We start from the raw sequence: 20,131 nt of genomic DNA, 5'->3' as shown, positions 1-20,131 counted from the left end.
GGTTCACCGCGGCCGCCACCGCACCAGGACCTCCGGGGCGGGATCCGGGCGCAGGCAGATCTTCGCCGACGCACGCAAAGGACCAGGGTTGCGCGCGCGGAGCTGAAAGCGATCCACGATCGTGGCCAGGCACGCGACGGCGATGAGCACCGCCAGCGAGCTCGCGGGGCACGAGCGCTCGCCTTGCAAGAAGGGCATGTACGCGAAGGGGTCCGGCGCGGGCTGATCGGGGCCGAAGCGCCCGGGGTTGAAGCGCTCCGGGTCCGCCCAAAAGCGAGGGTGCCGGTGGAGCACGTAGAGCGGGATCGTGATCGTCTCGCCCGCCCGGACGCTCACGCCCATGAAGCTCTCGGCCTCACGGGCCTCGCGGGACACCGCGGGGATCGGCGGAAACATGCGCAGCGTCTCGAGGACGACCTGGCGGGTGTAGGTCAGCTTGGGGATGTCTTCGAGGCGCGGGAGCCGTCCGGCCAATACGCGCCGCACTTCGGCCACGAGCTGGTTCTCGACCAGGGGCGCGTGGAGCAGGCACAGGAGGGACCAGGTGACGGTGAGGGCGAGGGTCGCGTGGCCGGTGAAGAACAGCGAGCGGTACAGCGCGTGCAGCTGATCGTCGCTCATCTCGAGCCCGGTGCGAGGGTCCGGCGCGCCGAGCATGCGCTCGACGACGCTCTGCTGGTGTCCTCGCTCGTCCTCGTCGCTGGGGCGCGGGCGATCAAATCCGAACGGGCAGCCCTTGCCGAGCGACGGGGCCGCGTCCTCCCACGCCGACGGGCTCTCGCAACGCAGGGCGAGCCGGACGGCTCGATGGTGGGCGCTCGACAGCAGCGCGCGCGTCCGGTCGCGGCACTCGCTCCGGTGGATCGCGTAGCCCGTCTGGGAGTCCTCTGGCCCCGGCGCGGGCGGCTGGCTGTCGACCAGAGCCTGCACGCGCTGGTCTCGGAGGCGCCGCTCCTGGGCGTTCCGCCGCGCCTGCGAAATGAGCCCGGCGATGACTCTCGTCATCTTCTGCTCGGCGACGCGCGCCCGCACGTTGCCAGGGGTCGGGAGCCAAGGCTGCAGCAGCCCTCCGCTCAGCAGGCGCTTGGTGCTCTGCTCGAGCTTGGCGTCCATCGAGCTGGTGATGACCCCGAGCTTGGCGGTGTCGCTCTCCGAGGTGTGCAGCAGCGAGTGGCCGAGCAAGCGCAGGCTGAATTCGCTCAGCGTCTGCTCGAGGTCCAGCGCGCCCTGGGAGGACGCGCAGTCGTTCCAGGACTGGGTCAGGAGCTCGAGGTCCTCGCGCAGGGCCGGCATGTGGTGCTCGAGGTGCGCGGCGGACAGCTCGGGAGCCAGGAGCCGTCGCTGGCGGGACCACAGCTCGCCGGTCGAGACGAACACGCCCTCACCGAGGACGTCGCGGACGACCCGATACGCGCCCCCCTTGACGTAGTTGGCCGATCCTGTGGTCAGCACGTGCTCGACCAGCCGCGGGTGGCACAGGTAGAGCGTACGCATGCCCACGCGCCGCTCGAAGGCGTCGCCCATCTCGCGGTGGTAGTGGAGGGTGTCTTCGGCGTAGTTGTGGAAAAAGCGCGTGAGCCTGGTCAATTCCGTGCTCAGGCTCGGGGTGCGACGGCGAAAGCGTTGCCAACGCGGAGCGCGAGCATCCACGGGCTGGCTTGCGGTAAACTCGATGGTGGCATTCATGCTACCATGATTGCATGAGTCTGGTGACTTCGATAGTTAATATTAAAATTAAAGTGTGCATGTTGTGACCACGGGCGCAATCGAGTGTGTCGTAATTGGGTGAGTCGTTGCTTGTTCTGTACGAACAGGGAGTGGCAGATGCACGACCCTCTGAGCGCTCACGCATGGGCGGCAGGCTCGCCAGGCCCCGCGCGGAATCAGGCGGCCCCGCAGCCGGGGCTTCGGCGAGCGCACACAAAATCATGGGGGGTGTGCACGATGCTATAGGCCCCATTTTTACCTGTCTCTTTGAACAAGAGTGGTCGCAATTGAGCAGGGCGGACAAGGGAGGTAAACCTTCGTCTCACGGCTCGCCCGAGCTGGCAGCCCCTTCCCGAAGTCGTTTGCCCGATGCTCCGCGCCCGCTCCATCTCCGCGTCCCTGGCTCTGGTGGCCAGCCTCGGCCTGTTCGCCTGCAAGGGGGAGCAGCCCTGCCGTCCGATGATGTGGGACCCCGTCAGCCCTGGGTTGGCGGAGCTGGTCGAGGTGCTCCCCCTCGCCGAGGGGGACCGGGTGTGCGGAATGATGCCGGGGCAAGACCCGCCCGCGCTCCACGTGGGCCACCCCGGCAGCGACCAGCGGCAGATCGTCGATCGCTACACCCAGGCGCTGGTCGAGGCGGGCTTCGAGCGCGAGGACAGGCCCAGCTACTCCCAGGGCCACGGCGAGCACGGGGTGTTCACCCGCGGCGAGCTGCGGGTCCACCTCGACACCCTGCGCGCCCGGAACGGCTTCGCCTGCTCCGCGGTCCTCCGGGACGGCTCGGCGCAGCTCGCCAAGGGCAGGGCCGAGGAGGAGGCGCGCGAGGACGCGGCCCTCGCCCGTCGACGCGAGCACGAGGCGTTCCGCGCGGCGGTCGAGCCCGCGCTACCGAGCGCGGCCGAGCTCGAGGCCTTCGCCGAACTCGAGGGGCTCCAGGCCTGCGCAGCATCGCCTGGGGAGGCGCAGCTGTTTAGCCACGACTTCCTGCGGCGGCTCGCCGCCGACGAGGTGGAGGTCATCCACGGCTGCTCGGCGATGGGCGAGCTGACCCCCGACCTCACCGACCTCACCGACCTCACCGACCTCGACAAGATCCCCGAGGGCTACTCGATCCTCGCGGCGGACTGCAAAGCAGCGCTCGACGGGACCCGCGGGCTTGGGATCGTGTGGTGGGGCGAGGGCGGCTACGAGCCGCCAGTCTTGACCAAGGCGGGGTCGCGCTACGACGCGCAGTTCGAGTACACGGGCGGCCGCTTCTCCGGCAAGCTCGTCTACTGGTCTCCCGAGACCCGCGCCGCGCTCTGCCACAGGCCGCTCGAGGTCCGCTTTGACCTGAAGCTGGCGGGCTTCGAGGTCGACGAGCGAGGCGACATGCTCGTCGACGAGGCCCAGCGTCAGCTCAGCGAGCACTTCAAGCTCCAGATTCGGGAAGCCGCGGCGAGGGCCCTGACGACGCTGTGAGCGGCCCGTCAGGGCGCCCACGCGCGAGCTTGCTAGCGCCCGAGCTCGCGGCCGGACCACCAGATGCGCTCGCGCTCGCCCTCGCCGCGGACCTCGATGAGGCTGCCCTGACCCCGGGCCAGCCCGGCGATCCGGGCGGTGCGGTCGTCGATGGGTTCGAGCACGAGGACCACGGGCAGGGGCGGCTCCTCGAGCAGGCCGAGGAAGCTCAGGCGCAGGCGGCCGCCGCTGACCTCGATGGTGGGTTCGCGGATCGTCGAGACCTCGCCAGGCTGGCGCAGCTGCTCCCAGCGCCCGGCTCGAGCCCGCCAGGCCTCGGGGATCTTCGCGGGGGCGTCGAGGCGGACGGCGGCGCGGTGCAGCCGGCCGTCGCGCTCGATGGCCATCAGCGCGCGCTCGTCTCGCTCGAGAAAACGCAGCACGGCGCCGGGCATGGACTCGATCACCGCCGCGTCGAGGCCGGAGCTGTTGACGGTGTCGTCGGCGGGCAGGAGCTGCAGCTCGTTGTGCCCGACCCGCGAGCGCGACCACGGGGCGCCGTCTTTTTCGGTGATCGTCGACAGGCCGATGGAGGTCGCGTAGTCGCCCCCGTGGGCGCGGAGGAAGGCGCGGACGCGCTTTTTGGTCGGGGCGTCGGGCTCGGGGGGCGGGGCGCCGCCGGGGCTCTCGAGGCCGTGCTTTTCGTAGACCGCCATGAGCAGGGCCTCGGCGGCGAGGGTCTCGACGGCCTCGCCGGCGCCGAGGGAGTTGGCGGCCACGGCCACGGCCAGGCCGTGCTCGGGCAGGATGATGAGCACGGCGTGGTGGTAGAAGGTGCGCCCGCCGTGGCTCGCCACGCTGCCCAGCCAGTCGAACTCGTGGCGGTCCAGGAACCACGCGTAGCCAAAGCTGTGGCCCAGATCGAGGGGCAGCTCGAGGTTGTGGGGGCTGAGCATGGCGTCGACGCTCTCGGGGCTCAGCAGCGTCCGGCCGTCGACGCGCCCGCGGCCGAGGACCAGCCGGGCGAAGGCCGCCAGGTCGAGGACGCTGGCCCGCATGCCGCCGGCGGGGGACAGGCGAAACTGCGGGTTGGTCCGGGCCTCGCCGTGGCGGTAGGCGGCGGCGCGCTCGATGCCCGCGAGCCCGCCCGCGCCCCGGGGGCCCTCGTAGCTGGGCAGGCGCACGGCCTGGGGCTCGGGCCCGCCGACGAAGTGGGCGGTGCGCATGCCCGCGGGGCGCAGCAGGGACTCGGTGACTTGGGTCTCGTAGTCGTGGCCCGTGGCCCGGGCGAGGGCGAGGCCGGCGAGGCTCATGCCGAGGTTGGAGTAGAGCGTGCGGGTCCGCGGCGGGGCGGCCAGGGGCACGCCCTGGATCTCCTGGACGAGCTCGGGGAAGGGCGGGGGATCGGTCGACAGGCTGTGGAAGAACCAATCCGAGGGCAGGCCCGACTGGTGCGTCAGCAGATCCTCGAGGGTGATCTCGGCCTCGGCCCCGGCGTCGAGGTGGAGCTCCGGGAGCAGCTCGCTCAAGGGCGCGTCGAGGCGCAGGCTGCCAGCCTCGACGGCCTGGAGCACCGCGGCGACGGTGATCACCTTGGTGACCGAGCCGACGTCATAAACCGTGCGTGGTGAGGCGCGCAGCTTGGCGTCGACGTCGGCCTGACCCCAACCCGTGGCCCACGCGACCTCGTCCTCGTCGACGAGGGCGAGGCTCATGCCGACGATCTCTTTGTTGCCCTCGGCGCGCATGAACTCGAGGGCGTGGTCGTTGACGACCTCCTGGGTCGCCCGGTAGCGGGCCGGGCTCGCCGCGCCGCGGGTCTCGGTCTCGGTCTCGGCGTCACGCTGGCGCGCGCGACCCTGGGTGGCGTCGCAGCCCGACGCGATCAGCTGGAGCCCCATTGCCCAAAGGACCAGGCGCCGACCAAGGCCAGCGCGGGTCCGCGGGGCGGGTCGAGGCACCGAGAGCATCGGCCGATGATAGCGGCTCTCGCGAGCTCTCGGCGCGCTGCGTCGCGGCGAGCGTGTCGCGCGTGCGCGGCGATGCCCGTGTAACACCGCCTGGTTCGCGCAGGTTGTCGTCGCCGGAGAGGTCTGGGTCGCGGACGGCCTGGGCCGTGGTGCTGTAGCATCGCCCCAGCGTCGACACGGACACGCCATGAGCACGGACGATCAGGACTCGACCCCCGAAGCGAAATCACCGACCCCAGCGGCCCACGGCGGGGAGGACGAGGGCAGGCGGACCTTCATGAAGGTCGGCGTCGGGGCCCTCGGCGCCGGCTTGGCGGGCATCGTCGTCGCCCCGGCCCTCAAGTACACGCTGTGGCCCCTGGCCGAGGGCACCGAGGTCACCTCCGGCGGCGACGACTTCGCGATCGTCGGCCAGCGCTCGGAGTTTGGCCCCGAGCCGGTCAAGGTCGACATCTACGCCGACCGCGTGGACGCGTGGAACAAGACCCGCAACGTCAAGATCGGCTCGGCCTGGGTGGTCGAGCGCGAGGGCCAGCTCGTCGCCTTCTCGACGGTCTGCCCCCACCTCGGCTGCGCCGTCGACTACAGCCCCGAGGACAGCAAGTTCAAGTGCCCCTGCCACCGCTCGGCCTTTGGCCTGGACGGCGCGCCGGAGGAGGGCCCCGCGCCCCGCTCCCTCGACGCGCTCGAGCTCAGCAACGATGAGGACGGCGGCGGGCTGATCTCGATCCGCTACGAGCGCTTCAAGCAGGGCACCGAGGACAAGGTGAAGATCGGATGAACAAGCTCCTCGACTGGTTGGACGAGCGCACGGGCATCCGCGCGCTCATGGGCGAGGCCCTCGACGAGGAGGTCCTCGGCGGCGCGCGGGTCCGCTACGTGTTCGGCTCCGTGCTCACCTACCTGTTCCTGCAGCAGGTGGTGCTCGGCATCCTGCTCGCCACCTACTACAGCCCCTCGGCGACGGACGCCTGGGCGAGCACGGCCTACATTCAAGATCAGGTCGCCGGCGGGTGGTTCCTCCGCGGCCTGCACCACCACGGGTCCTCGGCGATGGTCGTGGTCACCTTGCTGCACCTGATGCAGGTGGTGCTCGCGGGCGCCTACCGGGCCCCGCGCGAGGTCAACTGGTGGACCGGGCTGGCCATGGGCGGGCTCGTGCTGGCGTTTGCGCTCACGGGCTACCTGCTGCCCTGGGACCAAAAGGGCTACTGGGCCACGCAGGTGGCCACGGGGATCATGGGCACGGTGCCCGGCGGCGAGCCCATGCAGCACGCGCTGCAAGGCGGCGATCAGTACGGCAACCTGACCATCACCCGCTTTTACGCCCTGCACGTGTTCGTGCTGCCGCTGACCCTCGCGGCCCTGCTGGGCGCGCACCTTTACCTGTTCCGCCGCCACGGCGTGACCCCGCCGGCGAAGCTGAGCGAGGAGGAGCTGAAGGCCAAGGCGCAGCCTTTTTGGCCCAACCAGCTGTTCATCGACATCGCGGCCATGGCCGTGTGCGGGGCCATCTTGGTCGGGCTGACCTACGAGACCCACGGCGCCGAGCTGTTCGCGCCAGCGGATCCTGCCTCGAACTTCGTGGCCCGGCCCGAGTGGTACTTCCTGTTCCTCTTCCAGCTGCTCAAGTACTTCGAAGGCCCGCTGTCGATCATCGCCACGGTGATCCTCCCGGGCGCGGTCGCGACCTTCCTGTTCGCGCTGCCCTTCGTCGACCGAGCCGAGTCGCGCCAGGCCAAAAAGCGCGGCCCCGTGCTCGCGGGCGTGGGCCTGGTCATGGTCGGGGTCATCGTGCTGACGGCCCTGGCCATCGTCGAGGACGCCGGCAACGAGAAGTACCAAAAGGGCCTGATCGCGGCCCACGAGGACGCCGAGAAGACCCGCGAGCTGGCCAAGAAGGGCGTGCCCCCGGCCGGCGGCATCGCGGTCTGGCAAAACGACCCGGAGTTCGCGGCCATGGAGCTGTTCAAGGCCAACTGCTCGACCTGCCACGCCGTCGACGGCAAGGGCGGGCAGGAGGCCCCGAGCCTGAGCCACTTCAACGACCGCGAGTGGCTGCGCGGAGCCGTGCGAGAGCCCCGCTCGGTGGCCTACTTTGGCGGGACCAAGGGCCACACCGACATGGAGGCCTACGCCAAGGAGGACCTCCCGGACGAGCAGCTCGACGCGGTCATCGAGTACATGATCCAGCTGCGCGAGCAGGGCGAGGCCGAGGCCGACGCGTCGACCTACGACGCGGCGCTGGCCAAGAAGGGCCAGGCGCTGTGGGAGGACGAGCTCGAGTGCTCGGGCTGCCACGAGGTCGAAAAGGGCGCGGACGGGGTCGGCACGCCGGTGCTGTGGGGCCGCGGGACCCGGGCCTGGATCGCGGACGTGATCCGCAACTCGGGGCAGGCGCACCTCTACGGCGACAACGCCGAGATGCCGAAATTCGAGGGCAAGCTCAGCGAGGCCGACATCGACACCCTGGCGGACTACGTCTACCGCCAGGGCTGGGGCAAAGCCGACGCAGAGGCGGGTGAGGGCGACGCGCATTGAGTCGCCTGGGCTGAACGTTCAGCTCGATGGCTGCCATCGACGGGGCGCGGGTGTAACTCGCGCCCCGTTTCGCGCATAATGGGGGAGATGCTTTCTCGCCAGCGCTTCGCAACGACCGCTCTGTCCTTCGCCGCCGTGGCGGCCATCGGCCTCGGCGGCGCCTTCATGGGCGCTCCCGCGCAGGCCGAGGAGGGCGAGGCGTGCACGACCAAGAAGTTCAGCTCGTCGAAGGTCGAGAAGGCCTGCAAGGACGGCGGACGGGCCGGGGCCAAGACCTACATGAAGGCGGTGCTCAAGAAGGGCAAGGCCGCGGGCGAGGAGCTCTCGTGCAAGACCTGCCACTCGAGCCTCAAGACCTTCGCGCTGGCCCCCGGAGCGGCCGACAACTTGAAGCGCATCGAAGCGCTCTGAGCTCGGCATACTTCGCGAACTCGCAGAGCTTCGTCGACCATCGCGGCAGCCATCGGTGCTGTCCACGATGGTCGACAATCGTTGGTTGCGAGGGCTTCGCGATCCGATCTAGTAGATCGGTCGACTCGCAGCCGATGTGATCCTCGGTCCAGTCCAGCACCTTTGGTGATGGACCAGGCGCTTTGATCTCCCATCGCCCATAGCGATCCATTTCGTTTGGAAATGCGCACATTTTTGTCTTGCGGCGCTCGCGCCCGACGATCAACACTGCTCGTCCGTTTGCGCTGACCCTTCCCCAAGGCGTCGCGCCAGCTTCCCCCATCTGCCCGGCGGCGCCGGGACAAGGAGCGAGCCAGTGAGTCGGGACGTCACCTTTGCGGACATCACCGGAGCCATCGACAACCGCGACCCCCAACTCGCGGATCTGATCGTGCGCTACCTGAACCTCCCGGACCCCCCGGAGGACCGCCCCGAGGGCGCGCCGGCCAGCGAGGCCAAGCCCCTGGGCCAGGACTCCTGGACCCTGGCCAAGCTGCGCCAGACCCTCTCGCCCTACTCGCTGTGGGGCAAGAGCGACGACGAGATCAAGGCGATCCGGACCGAGGCCTGGGAGTCGCTGATGGCGGCCGACAACCCGCCGCCGCGCCTGCGCCTGGGCGACCTGCTGATCGCGCTCTACGAGCGCGGGGACGAGTGGGGACGCTCGGCGCTCATCGACGTGTTTCGCCGCGCCAAGATGGGTTGGGGCATCTGGCGGGGCTTCAAGCGCATCTACAAGCTGGCCGAGCAGCGCCACGACGCCGAGCTGTTTGGGGTGCTCGCGTGGCGCCTCGACGTGTTCACGAACAAGCCCTACAACTACAACGAGGTCAGCCCGGCGACGGCCCTGTACCTGCGCCGCCGCGCCTGGCGTTACCTCCGGCAGCTGGGCGCTGCCGTGCCCGAGCTCTACCCGCAGTTCGCCGTCCAGGTCCTGCGCCACTACGAGGCCGGCTACACCCCCTACGGCTGCTGGATCATCCATCAGATCTGGAACCACCAGTCGCTGGTCGGCTCGCGCAGCGCGGGCTGGTACTCCTCGCCGCCGGACAAGCTGAGCAACCGCGCCTTCGATGCGGCCTGGAAGCTCTCGGCCGAGCCGCTGCTGCGGCTCATCGAGGACTCCAACAACGACGGCGTGCTGCGCTTTGCGACCCGGGCCCTCGAGGCCGACTTCCCCGAGACCCTGCGCGAGGTCGACCCGGCCTGGCTCGGCCGCCTGGGCCGCAAGCCCGCGGGCTCGGTCCACGAGTTCGTGATCTCCTTGCTCGAGCGCAACCCCGAGTTCCACCAGTCGAAGCTGGCCGGGCTGGGGCTGCACGCCATGGTCCTGCAGCTGCTGGGCTCGCCCAGCGAGAAGGCGGCCAAGTACGCCATCGAGTACGCCAAGAACCACGCCAAGGGCGACGACCTGTCGGCCGAGGTGCTGTTGAAGCTGCTCCAAAACGCGACCTCGCCGGCCCGCAAGTTCGCCCAGTCGCGGCTCGAGAAGCTCGACCCCAAGCGCATCGGCCTGGTCGGGCTGATCGCCCTGCTCGACACCTCGGCGCAAAAGTTTGCGACCAAGATGCTCGAGGCCGGGTTCACGCCCAAGGACCTGACCCCGGCGCTCTACCTCTCGCTGATCACCGGCGGCTGGCGCCAGCGCCAGTGGGTCGAAAAATTCTTCGAGAAGCACAAGCAAAAGCCCTCGGCGGCCCTGCTCAAGCACGTCGTCGAGAGCCCGCAGCTGAGCTACTGGGACAAGCGCCGGGTCTACGACCAGCTGCGCTCGCGCCCGGTCAAAGAGATCGGCGTCGAGTGGATCAAGGCCAAGCTCCTCGACCCCGAGTCCTCCGACACGATCAGCCAGTGGCTGCGCTCGGGGGTGCTCAAAAAGGACCAGCTCGACGTCGCGTGGCTCGAGGGCCTGGTGTCCAACGTGCGCCTTCGCAGCACCGCGCTGGCCGTGCTCGGCGACCCGGCCAAGGTCAAGCCGAAGCGCCTGCGCCTGTCCTGGCTGCTCGAGCTGGCCCGCCACCCCGACCCGGAGCTGTCGAGCTTCGCCCGCAACTACCTGCTCGAGCACTACGCCCCGGAGGTGTTCGGCGGCGGCGATCGGGCGGCGGGCGTCGACCGGCTGTGGTCCATGGCCGCGGGCAGCGACGGCGGCAAGGCCCAGCCCGAGGCCGTCCGCGTGTTCGCCCAGACCTACCTCGTCTACCACCACCCCGGCATCGGGCCCGACAAGGACGACCCGCTGCGGGGCGTGCTCGAGGCCAAGCTGAAGTCCGAGGACTACGGCCTCGACCGCGCCAGGGGTCTGCTCTTGGATCCGCGCCCGGACGTGCGCCGCTTCGCCGCGGCCGTGGCTGGGCAGGAGCTGGTCCGCTGGGGCGACCGCGACCTGGTCTATGCGCTGGCGGCCAGCGACTACAAGGAGCCGCGCAAGATCGGCAGCGAGGTGTTGCTGTCGATCGGTGAAGAGCACGACGACAAGCCCACGCCGCCCGTCGACTGGCTGATCCCAGCGCGGGTGTTCGCCCTGGCCGAGAGCGCGGTCAAGTCGAGCCGCGAGGTCGCCTCGGCCCTGATTCGCCGGCACTACCGGGCCCTCGGCGGCGCCGCGCGCTTGGCCTGGCTGATGGAGAGCCCCGACCGCGAGGTCCGGCTGTTCGCCGTGCGCCTGCTCTGGGAGCAGCACCGCCCCGAGACCATCCCGGCCTCGTGGACGCCCAAGAAGGGCCCGGGCGTCCCCTCGCGGGCGCAGGCGAAGGTCGAGGTCCTGGCCTCGGCGCCCGAGGGCAGCGAGCGCTTCGAGACCGGCGAGGCCCTGCGCCAGTTCTTGCGCACGGTCATGTTTGGCCTGCCGCCGGGCCGCACGGAGCGGCGCGAGCCCATCGCCGGCCTGCCCAAGCGGCAGCTCGCGGCGAGCGAGGGCAAGCGGCGCCTGGTCGAGGTGGTCCGCGACCTGGCCGTCGAGGACGGCGAGTTCGCGCCCATCGCCGTGGTCGTGCTCGACGAATTCATGCACTCCCAAGCTCGGGGCGAGTGGCAGGCCTGCGTCGCGGCGCTGGCCCGCATCCGCGCCACCCACTCGGGCATCTCCACCCAGCTCCCACCCGCCCTGAGCGCCTGACACTCGAGAGGACGCATTCGCATGGGGACGCAAAAATTTGGAACGCACCTCGAGCACCTGTGGGCCGTCGCCGGCTCGCGCTCTGGCCGTCAGCTGGCCGTCGCCGGTGAGCGCGACGCCGCCTCGGTCGAGAGCTCGCAGGTCCACGTCTACGCCAAGTCGAAGCTGGCGCACCTGGCCAGCTTCGAGGTCGGAGGCTCGATCCACGCCCTGAACTTCGCCGCCGGCGACCTGCTGCTCGCGGGCGGCTCGGCCGGTGAGGTCCACGGCTTCGTGGTCAGCGGCGACGAGAAGAAGGCCGTGTTCAGCCACCGCCACGGCGTGGGCGTGGGCGTGACGGCCATCGCCAGCGACGCCAAGGGGCTGCGCGTGGCCGTGGTCGACGACTCGGGCCACCTCGCGGTCTACGAGCTCGAGAACCAGAGCCTCCGCGAGCGCCTGCGCGCGCGCTTGAGCCCTCGGCCGCTGCGCTGCGCCGCGTTCGACAGCAAGTCGGGCAAGCTGGCCGTGGGCGGCGACGACGGCACGGTCCGGGTGATCGGCGAAGACCTGAAGCTCGAGGGCGTCCGCGAGATGCCTGCGGGCGAGGGCGACAAGGCCGTCACGGCCCTCGAGTTCACCGGCGACGGGCGGATCATCGCGGGCTGCGGCGACGGCTCGATCCGCGTCAGCTACCTCGAAGGCGCCGCCGACGAGGAGGACCGGTCCCGGGACGAGGCCCACACGGGCGCGGTCACGGGCCTGGTGCTCGGGCTCCAGCTGACCGACGAGGCCGGCCGCGAGCGCACCCGCCGGCTGCTCAGCGTCGGCGTGGACGGCAAGCTCAAGGCCTGGATCCACGACACCCGGCGCAAGCCCAAGACCGTCGAGCTGGGCGCCATCCAGATCCGCGGCCTCGGCTGGCTCAAGCCCTACCGCGCCAAGGACCACGACGAGGGCGGCTCTCTCGTCATGGTGGATAGCAAGCGCCGCGTGCTGGTCATCGACCTCGACGGCCAGTCCTCGCCGGCCGACGACGTCGACCGCATCGCCTCGGCCTTCGCCGAGCTCGCCGACGACCTCAAGGCCCGCAAGCAAGAAAAGCGGGTCGGCGCCCTCGAGACCCTGGCCAAGCTGCCCGAGGACTCGGCCCGGGTGCTCCTCGACCGCGCCCTGGCCAAGGACAACAAGCCCGAGGTCCGCAAGCGCGCCGCCGAGCTGATCGCCTCGGGCAAGCGCCGACGCAGCCGCCCGGCGCTGACCGAGGCCCTCGGCGACAAGGATCAGAAGGTCCGCTTCGCCGCGCTGAAGGCCCTGCGCTCCATCCAGGGGCAAAAGTCGCTGGCGCCGGTGCGCGCGGCGGCCAACGGCAAGCACGCCGACCTGCGCAAGCACGCCGTCGAGCAGCTGCCCGGGCTGCGCGAGGTCTCGCCCCTGGTCCCCGGCCTCATCGCCGACCGCCTCAAGGACAAGAAGTCCGAGGTCCGCACGGCCGCCCTCGAGGCCCTGTGCAAGCTCGAGCCCGCCGGCTCGCGGGCGCCCCTGCGCACGGCCTACGAGCAGGGCCCCGCCGACGTCCGCATCGCGGCGCTGCTGAAGCTCCTGAAGCTGCGCCTGGACAAGGTCGCGGGCGAGGGGGCGCTGGCCGACCCGACCGGCCGCGATCTCTTTGAAGACGCCCTCGACGACGGCGACGCGGAGGTCCGCGAGACGGCCTTCCTGCTGTCGATCGGCATCCACCCCGACCTGCTCGCGCGCCTGCGCGGGACCTTCAAGACCGAGCTGTCCAAGCTCGAGAAGCTCGGCTGCAAGCTCACCGACGGCGACGCCAAGGCCGAGCTCGGCCCCGCCAGCCTCGAGCCGCTGTTCGCCGCCATGGCCTGTCGCTACGCCGACACGGCCCTGCGCGGGGCCCTGAGCCTCGCGGTGCTCGGCGACGGTCGGGCCACGGGCGCGCTCTTGCAGCTCTCGCGCGAGGCCGACGCGGGCGTGCGCAAGGCCGTCGCGGGCGCCCTGACCACGGGCATCCTGGCCATGCCCCACGACGATCGCCTGGCCGCGCGGCTGCAGTGGCTGCTCGACGACCCCGACGCCGGCGTGCGCACGGCGGTGTTCGAGAACCTGCAGATCCTCGCCTCGGATCGCGAGGACGCGGGCGCCCTCGACCTGGCCGAGCTGGCCCTGGGCGCGGCCAGCCAGGACGTGCGCAAGCGGGCCCTGCAGCTGCTCGTGGAGTTCGGCGGCTCGGGCAAGCGCAGCGGCAACACCGAGCTGGCCGGCCGCGCCGACGAGCTGCTCGGCAACGCCCTCGACGACGAGGCCGCGCAGGTCCGCTCCGAGGCCTTCAAGACCCTGTGGGCCTGGCACTCGGCCAAGCCCCCGAACCCCCAGGTGCCCCTGACCCGCGGCGCGCGCTCGCGCCACGCCGACATCCGCAAGCGCGTCATCGAGGAGCTCGAGCGGGTGCCCGACAGCTGGGCCGACGAGCTGCTGCTCGAGCTCGTGCCCGACCAGGACGCGGGCGTGGGCGCGGCGGCCTACGAGGGCCTGGTCAAGTCCAAGAAGGCCAAGGACCGGGTCAGCCGCTACAAGAACAAGGCCGAGGTCTACCTCGCGGCGATGGGCTCTCCGCGGCCCAAGGTCCGGGCCCTGGGCGCCAACGGGGCCCGCAAGGCGCCCAAGGATCTGGTCCGCAAGCGGCTCATCGAGCTCCTCGATGACGAGCACGCCGCGGTCCACACCGAGGCCATCGAGACCCTCGACCGCGTCCTGCCCCGGGACCAGCACGCCTGGTCGACGGCGTTCGGGAGCAAGTTCTACGGCCTGCGCGTGCGCGCGGCGGAGCTGTGCGGCAAGCGTCGCGACGACCGGGCCCTGCCGCCCATGCGCGGCCTGCTGACCATGCCCGAGTCCGACCCGCGCCGGCCCAGCAGCGAGCTGCGTCACCGCGCCGCCCGGGCCATGGCCGACGTCGGCGACCGCGGGACCATCCCCTTCTTCGTCGAGCTCCTCGACGACGGCGAGCCCCTGGTCCGCGAGGAGGCGAGCCGCGGCCTGGCCACGGCCTGCACCGCTCAGGACACGCAGATCCTGCTCGCGGCCCTGTCCCACAACGATCTGCCGGTGCGCAGCTGGATCGCCGAGGGCCTCGCCCGCCTGGGTGACGTGCGCGCGGTCCCGGTGCTGGTCGGGACCTTGGCCCACGACCACCGCCCGATCCGCCTCGGCGCCATCTTGAGCCTGGCGGCCCTGGGCCCCGACGGCGCCCGCGGCTTGCTGCGCGGCCTCGAAGACCGAGATCGGGAGATCCTCGACCTGGTGTTCGCCATCGTCGTCGCCCGCGACGTCGCCCGGGTCCGCCGGGGGCAGCGCCCGGACCTCATGCTCGCGGCGCTGGCCTCTTCGGAGCCGGTGATCCGCTTCGCGGCCGCCCGCGCCCTCGAGGAGCGGGGCGACGCCGAGGGGTTGATGACCTTCGCCACCGAGCTCGTCGGGCCGCCCAAGCCCGACCGCGCCGGCGACATGAAGAAGTGGCCCGAGGAGGGCGAGCGCGCGGCTCGGCTGCGGATGATCGTCGAGTGCCTGGCCAGCGACGACCCCTCGCTGCGCTACGCCGCCGCCCGCGTGCTCTCGCTGCGCGCCCAGGCCCTGGCGTTTTGGCGCGAGGCGGGCCGGCTCAAGGGGCCGAAGGTCTCGACGGTCTCGGATGCTTCCGAGGGCGCCGACGCGACCGTGCCGCAGACCAACTACGAGGACCGCGAGCGCCGGGCGACGCCGCGGCGCGGGTGGATCCGCCGACTCATCGGCTCCGCTCGGGATCTGGCCGCGGCTAGCAAGGACGCGGCCGGGGACGCGGCGGGCAAGGTCACGCAGCTGCGCGACACGGCGGGCTCGAGCACGGGGGGCGCGGGCGAGGACTTCCGCCGCCTGGTGTTCGGCACTTACGCCGGCCTGGTCCGCCAGGCCCCCGCGCCGGGGGCTCACGACGAGACCCACCGCGTGCGCCGGGACAGCATCGACCGCCTGGGCAAGCTCGCCGCGGGCGAGGTCGTCGGGCGCGACGCGGTGCTGCCGGTGCTGCGCCGGGCGCTGAGCGACCCCAACCACCTCGTGCGCCGGGCGGCCGTGGCCGCGCTCCGGGGCCTCTACGCCGAGGGGGCCGTCGAGCCCCTGGGCCTGTGCCTGCAGAGCTCCGCGGCCGACGTGGGTCGGGCCGCCATCGACGAGCTGGTGCAGCAGGCCCTGGGCGGGGATGAAGCCGCGCGGGCCATGGCCCTCGAGGGCGTCGATGCGCCCAACGCAGAGGTCCGCGGGCACGCGCTGATGCAGATCCAAAAGCTGTTCGAGGCCGACAGCCTCGAGCCCTGGTTCGTGGCGCTGGGCAGCCAGCACGCGGACCTGCGCCTGTCCGTGGTCGATCGCCTGGTCGACGCCAAGGACGAGCGCGTGGCCGTGGCGCTGCTGCGGGCCATGGAGAGCGACCACGACGACCTGCGCCTCAAGGCGGCCAGCGCCCTGGCGCGCCGCGGCGACCTGCGCACCCTCGACGTGCTCGCGGCCTTCCTGCGCGGCGAAGACAAGCGCACGGCGACCCGCGCCATGGAGGCCGTCGTGTCGCTGTCGAAGGTCCGCAAGGCCAGCGAAGGCGGCGCGGAGGTCCCGGTGTCCCGGGCCAAGCAAGCCGCGGCCGAGGTCCTGGCGGCGCGCCTCGAGGACGACCCCGAGCGCACGGCAGATCGCGGCGCGCTCGTGGGCGCCCTGCGGCGGGTGGCCGATCCCGCGGGGGCGCCGGTGCTGCTGCGCTTCGTGACCGAGGACGACGCGGGCCTGCGCGGGCGCAGCTACGACGCCCTCGTCGGCATCGCCCGCGATCCAGAGGCCGAGCGCGTGCGCCTGGCCAACGGGGTGACGCGCCAGCGCTACCGCGAGCCCCTGCTGCTCGAGTGGCTGGGCGTGATCGTCAACGGCACCGACGCGGGCCTGCGTGAAAAGGCCGCCCGGCTGCTCCGCGACGTCGACGACATCGGGGCCGAGGCCCTGCTGGCGCGGCTGCTCGAGGACCGCGAAGAGACGGTGCGCGTGGCGGCCTGCGAGGTGCTCTCGTTCCGCGCCGAGTGGGTCGAGGGCGCGACCCTCGACGCGCTGAAGGCGACCCTGGAAGCGGGCCGGCGCGAGCTGGTGCTGCCCGCGGCCGAGGGCATGGCGGCTCAGGGCAAGGGCGAGGCCTTCCAGCCCCTGCTGCTCGTGCTCAAGGCGGGCTTCGACGCCGAGCGGCGCCGAGCCATCCTCGCCCTCGGGCGCCTCGGCGATCGCCGGGCCCTCGAGGATCTCGAGCTGCTCTTGGACCCCGGCCCCGACGTCGAGCTCAGCGACGAGGACCGGGCCCTCGCGCCGACGGTGCTCGAGGCCCTGGGCGCGATCTTGCCGCGGCTCCAAGAGCCCGACGAGCGCGACCGGATCCGCGAGACCGTCGAGCGGGCCGCGGCCCAGGGTCAGCAAAACGAGCGCCTGGGCGCGCTGGCGGGCTTGCGCCGGGCGGGCGACGAGCGCAGCCGGGCGCTGATCGAAGGCGTCGCCAAGGAGCGCCTCGAGCCCGAGGCCATCCGCCTGGCGGCCATCAAGGAGCTGGGCGAGCTCGGCACGGCGGCCGCGGCTTCCGAGGCCGTGCTGGCGGAGCTGCTCTCGGATAACTCCCAGAGCCTGGCCAAGGCCGCGCACGAGGCCCTCGAGCAGGTGTTGCCCGGGGAGCAGACGCGCACGGCCCTGGTCGCGCTGCGCAGCAAGCACGCGGCCCTGAGCGGGCCGGCGGCGTCCTACCTGGCGACCCACGGCGATCCAGAGATCCTCGTGGCGCGCATGACCGAGATCCGCCAGGACGAGGTGCGCCAGCGCCTGCGTCGGGGTCTGGTCCGGCGCGGCGAGTGCCCGGCGAGCCTCGAGGAGCTGCTCACCGGCGAGGCCGCGGCCCAGCGGGCCGACGCGGCGTGGATCGTCGGCGCGGCGGCGGGCAGCGGCGAGGAGGGGACGCGCGCCAAGGCGGCGGCCCTGGCCGAGCCCATCGCCCTGGCCGTCGATCGGGCGGCCAAGGGCTGGCGCGGCGCCTCCAAGGAGGACAAGGCCGCGCACGAGCGGGCCTGGGGCGCGAGCTTGTGGGCCGCGACCCAGGCCGGCGTCGAGGTCCACGGCACGGTCCGCGGGCTGCTCTCGGGGAGCGGCGAGGTCCCGACCTCGGTGCTCGCCAAGGCCCTGCGCTACCTCGGGGCCCAAGGCGGCGCCGACGACATCGCGGCCATCGAGCCGAGCCTGAGCCACCGCGACGCGACCGTGCGCTCGGCCGCGGGTGCGGCCATCGCCGCGCTGCTGAGCAAGGGCGGCGACACGGGCGAGTCGGCCCGCGAGGTCGTCGATCGCCTCAGCGTCGCTGACCAGGTCGCCGTCGCGCCGGTCATCGAGGTTGCGATCCGCGGCGCCGGTGGCCAGCAGCTGCTCGAGACCGCCGAGCGCCGCCGCTTGGCCCTGCCGGTGCTGCTGGGCGACGCCCGCTTCGACGCCCTCGTGGCCGTGGCCGAGGCCGCGGGCAAGGACCCGGCGCGGCTCACCGCCATCGCCTCCCTCGGGCGCCTGGGCACGGATCAGGCCGTGACCACGCTCCAGGGTCTGCTCGAGCGCGACGGCGAGGACGAGGCCGTGCGCAAGGTCGCCTACAAGGCCCTGCGTCGGGCCCAGCGCGGCAAGACCACGACCGCCAACGCCAAGGGAGCGCCCGCGTGATGCACCACTTCGCCGAACTACTCTCTCTGGACTCTCTGGGAGGACAACGATGAGCGCCAACGATGTCGCCGCCGTCAAGCTGCGCTACGCCGCCGCTTCCGAGCCCGTCACCGACGACGAGAGCTTCCGCCTGCACCTGCCCACGGACGGCCTGCGCGAGGCGGGCCTGGTCGCCAAGCTCACCCGCCCCGGGGTCGCGCGCGATGCCCTGATGACCGTGGCCGACGTGCTCGCCTCGGACCTGCGCTTCAAGGCGCGGGACCGGGCCGACTACCTGGCCTACCTCATCGCCCAGGGCAAGCGCGTCAGCAACGAGGTCTGGGACGCGCAAAAGCGCTTTTTGGCCGAGAAGTACGGCGGCGAGTCCGGGGACGACGAGGAGGGCAGCGGCCGCGGGCCCCTCGATCCCGTGCTGACCGTGTCCGAGGCCGGCGTCGCCATCGAGGTGTTCTCGACGGATGAGTCGGCCTACGCCCGGCTGTTCATCCGCAGCGGCGAGGGCTACACGGCCGAGTCGGTCACCCCCGGTACGACCCACCTGGCCATCGACGAGGTCCTGACCCGGGGCATCGGGCGCATGCGTTCGTACCGCGAGTCGACCCTCGAGATCGGGGCAGGGGCTGCCGCGGCCGAGTCGGGCGAGGGCGTGACCGAGCGCGAGCTCGAGGTCCCGCTGCGCTGGCTCCGGGCCTTCGGCCAGGTCCAGGCCGCCTCGACCCTGCCGGCGCGGGAGTTCGAGCTCTCGCCCATCGACCTCTACAACGTGTTGCTGACCCTGCGCATGCGCCGGGCCAAGACCTCGCCCCGGGCGCTGCGCTTCGAGCTCGTCCCCGGCGAGGCGCCGCGGATGATCCTCGAGCCCTGGGAGCAGCTCATCGAGGGCACGGGCCCGGCCTACCAGGGCGCGACCCCGGTGGTCGTGCGCACCTGGGGTCGGCGTCGGCTCAGCGTCCTCGCCCGGCTCTTGCCCCACTGCAAGTCCGTGCGCGTGCGCCTGGTCGGCGCCGGGCTGCCGGCCTACTACATCCTCGATCTCGGCGACGCCGAGCTGACCCTCGCGCTCTCGGGCTGGACCGACAGCGGCTGGGCCGGCATCGCGACCTTCGACCTGCTGGTCGCGGGCGAGGTGAAGGCCAAGCTCGCCGAGGCCGCGCTGACGGCCCTGCAGGGCGCGGACGCGGGCCTGACCCTCGCCGAGCTCCAGGAGAAAATGGGCGCAGACGTGGCCGGGGCGCGCCAGGCCATCTTGCATCACATGCAGCGCGGGACGGTGGTCCACGACCTGGCCAACGGCCGCTTCCTGGCCCGCTCGCTCCTCGCCAACCCCCCCGACGCCGAGGCCCTGCGCTACCGCGACGCCCGGGAGGAGCAGGCCCACCGCCTGCTGGCCGAGAAGCAGGCCGTGACCCTGACCAAGGTCCACGAGCTGGGCGGACAGGGCACGCGCATCGAGGGCGAGGTCGTCGACTCGGCGGCCCACCGGACCTACCGCAGCTCGTTCACCATCGACCGCGAAGGTCGAACGGTCGACGCCACCTGCACGAGCCCGCAGTTTCGCCGCTCGGGCCTGCGCGAGGGCCCGACCGTGCCGATGATCGCCCTGCGCTTGCTCTTTGCCCGGCGCCAGGCCGAGCTCGAGCGCGCCCGCGGGACCGAGGAGGGGCGCAAGCTCATCCGCGCCGAGACCCGCGTGCTGGTCCGTCGCCAGGCTCCGCGTCGGGCCGCCTCCGACAACAAGAGCGGGGCCGCGAACACGGGCTCGCTGACCTACCGGGTGTCCCTCGACGATCGTGAGGTCGTCGTCCGCTGGGGCACTCACCCCCAACACATGCGCATGCACAGGCTGCGCTTCGCCTCGGCCGACGACGCTCGCGACGAGTACTTCGGTCGGCTCGAGGCTCTGGGCGACAAGGGCTTCATCGACGCCTCCGCGGCCGAGATGGTCTGATCACCAATTCTGCATCCGCAGGGCAAACAGAGATTGACAGAAAGGAGCGCGACGACTAGCGTCGAATCACGAGCGACATAGACCAGCAGCTAGGGGTGGAGGAGCCGGGATCGTTAGCCGTGCTCAGCACAGGGCGGCGCCGCGCCGTCCGGGCACTTCACTCCGACACTCTCCACAAGGTAGGCTGTTCGTGGTTTGTCTGGCGCA

General features: G+C 71.9%; 9 protein-coding genes. 7 read left to right on the top strand and 2 right to left on the bottom strand.

Going from position 1 to position 20,131, the window contains the following annotated elements; translation table 11 throughout:
- Nucleotides 1-3: 3 nt before the first annotated feature.
- The gene (locus PPSIR1_RS50490) at nt 4-1,587 is read right to left on the bottom strand and encodes a cytochrome P450 (protein WP_006975802.1); all 1,584 of its coding nucleotides are present in this window, start codon (nt 1,585-1,587) and stop codon (nt 4-6) included.
- 489 nt (nt 1,588-2,076) lie between these two features.
- Between PPSIR1_RS50490 and PPSIR1_RS34065 the strand changes: the two genes are divergently transcribed.
- Nucleotides 2,077-3,168, top strand: coding sequence for a hypothetical protein (locus PPSIR1_RS34065; RefSeq protein WP_006975801.1), 1,092 nt, complete (start codon nt 2,077-2,079; stop codon nt 3,166-3,168).
- A 32-nt stretch (nt 3,169-3,200) separates the two neighbouring features.
- On the opposite strand, the gene PPSIR1_RS34060 is transcribed toward PPSIR1_RS34065, so the two are convergent.
- A complete protein-coding gene (locus PPSIR1_RS34060; RefSeq protein ID WP_157596263.1) occupies nt 3,201-5,117 on the bottom strand; it encodes a serine hydrolase domain-containing protein in 1,917 nt (638 codons plus the stop codon).
- A 187-nt stretch (nt 5,118-5,304) separates the two neighbouring features.
- On the opposite strand from PPSIR1_RS34060, the gene PPSIR1_RS44640 reads away from it, so the two are divergent.
- The 6 genes from PPSIR1_RS44640 to PPSIR1_RS34030 all read left to right on the top strand — a co-directional run bounded on the left by PPSIR1_RS44640 (nt 5,305) and on the right by PPSIR1_RS34030 (nt 19,924).
- On the top strand, nt 5,305-5,898 hold the full coding sequence (locus PPSIR1_RS44640) for a Rieske (2Fe-2S) protein (protein WP_006975799.1): 594 nt from the start codon (nt 5,305-5,307) through the stop codon (nt 5,896-5,898).
- On the top strand, nt 5,895-7,658 hold the full coding sequence (locus PPSIR1_RS34050; RefSeq protein ID WP_006975798.1) for a cytochrome b N-terminal domain-containing protein: 1,764 nt from the start codon (nt 5,895-5,897) through the stop codon (nt 7,656-7,658). Before PPSIR1_RS44640 ends, PPSIR1_RS34050 begins: the two co-directional genes overlap by 4 nt.
- 87 nt (nt 7,659-7,745) lie before the next feature.
- Entirely contained in the window at nt 7,746-8,069 is a 324-nt protein-coding gene (locus tag PPSIR1_RS34045; protein WP_157596262.1) for a hypothetical protein, read from the top strand.
- Between the two features lie 355 nt (nt 8,070-8,424).
- On the top strand, nt 8,425-11,226 hold the full coding sequence (locus PPSIR1_RS34040) for a hypothetical protein (RefSeq protein ID WP_006975796.1): 2,802 nt from the start codon (nt 8,425-8,427) through the stop codon (nt 11,224-11,226).
- Between the two features lie 21 nt (nt 11,227-11,247).
- Complete coding sequence (locus tag PPSIR1_RS34035) at nt 11,248-17,976, top strand: HEAT repeat domain-containing protein (protein WP_006975795.1); 6,729 nt, start codon at nt 11,248-11,250, stop codon at nt 17,974-17,976.
- Nucleotides 17,977-18,025: 49 nt separating this feature from the next.
- Nucleotides 18,026-19,924 (top strand): hypothetical protein, encoded by a 1,899-nt coding sequence (locus PPSIR1_RS34030; protein ID WP_006975794.1) that lies wholly within the window; start codon nt 18,026-18,028, stop codon nt 19,922-19,924.
- Nucleotides 19,925-20,131 lie beyond the last annotated feature (207 nt).

The organism is Plesiocystis pacifica SIR-1 (genome assembly GCF_000170895.1).
In the GTDB taxonomy this organism is placed as follows: domain Bacteria; phylum Myxococcota_A; class Polyangia; order Nannocystales; family Nannocystaceae; genus Plesiocystis; species Plesiocystis pacifica.
The sequence above is the reverse complement of the archived record's forward strand: the minus strand, read 5'-3'. Positions and strand labels throughout refer to the sequence as shown.

Bases quoted from the DNA above. Each gene is read 5' to 3' on its own strand.
- PPSIR1_RS34065 (WP_006975801.1), top strand. From the start codon at position 2,077: ATGCTCCGCGCCCGCTCCATCTCCGCGTCCCTGGCTCTGGTGGCCAGC.
- PPSIR1_RS44640 (WP_006975799.1), top strand. From the start codon at position 5,305: ATGAGCACGGACGATCAGGACTCGACCCCCGAAGCGAAATCACCGACC.
- PPSIR1_RS34050 (WP_006975798.1), top strand. From the start codon at position 5,895: ATGAACAAGCTCCTCGACTGGTTGGACGAGCGCACGGGCATCCGCGCG.
- PPSIR1_RS34060 (WP_157596263.1), bottom strand. From the start codon at position 5,117: ATGCTCTCGGTGCCTCGACCCGCCCCGCGGACCCGCGCTGGCCTTGGT.
- PPSIR1_RS34045 (WP_157596262.1), top strand. From the start codon at position 7,746: ATGCTTTCTCGCCAGCGCTTCGCAACGACCGCTCTGTCCTTCGCCGCC.
- PPSIR1_RS34030 (WP_006975794.1), top strand. From the start codon at position 18,026: ATGAGCGCCAACGATGTCGCCGCCGTCAAGCTGCGCTACGCCGCCGCT.
- PPSIR1_RS34035 (WP_006975795.1), top strand. From the start codon at position 11,248: ATGGGGACGCAAAAATTTGGAACGCACCTCGAGCACCTGTGGGCCGTC.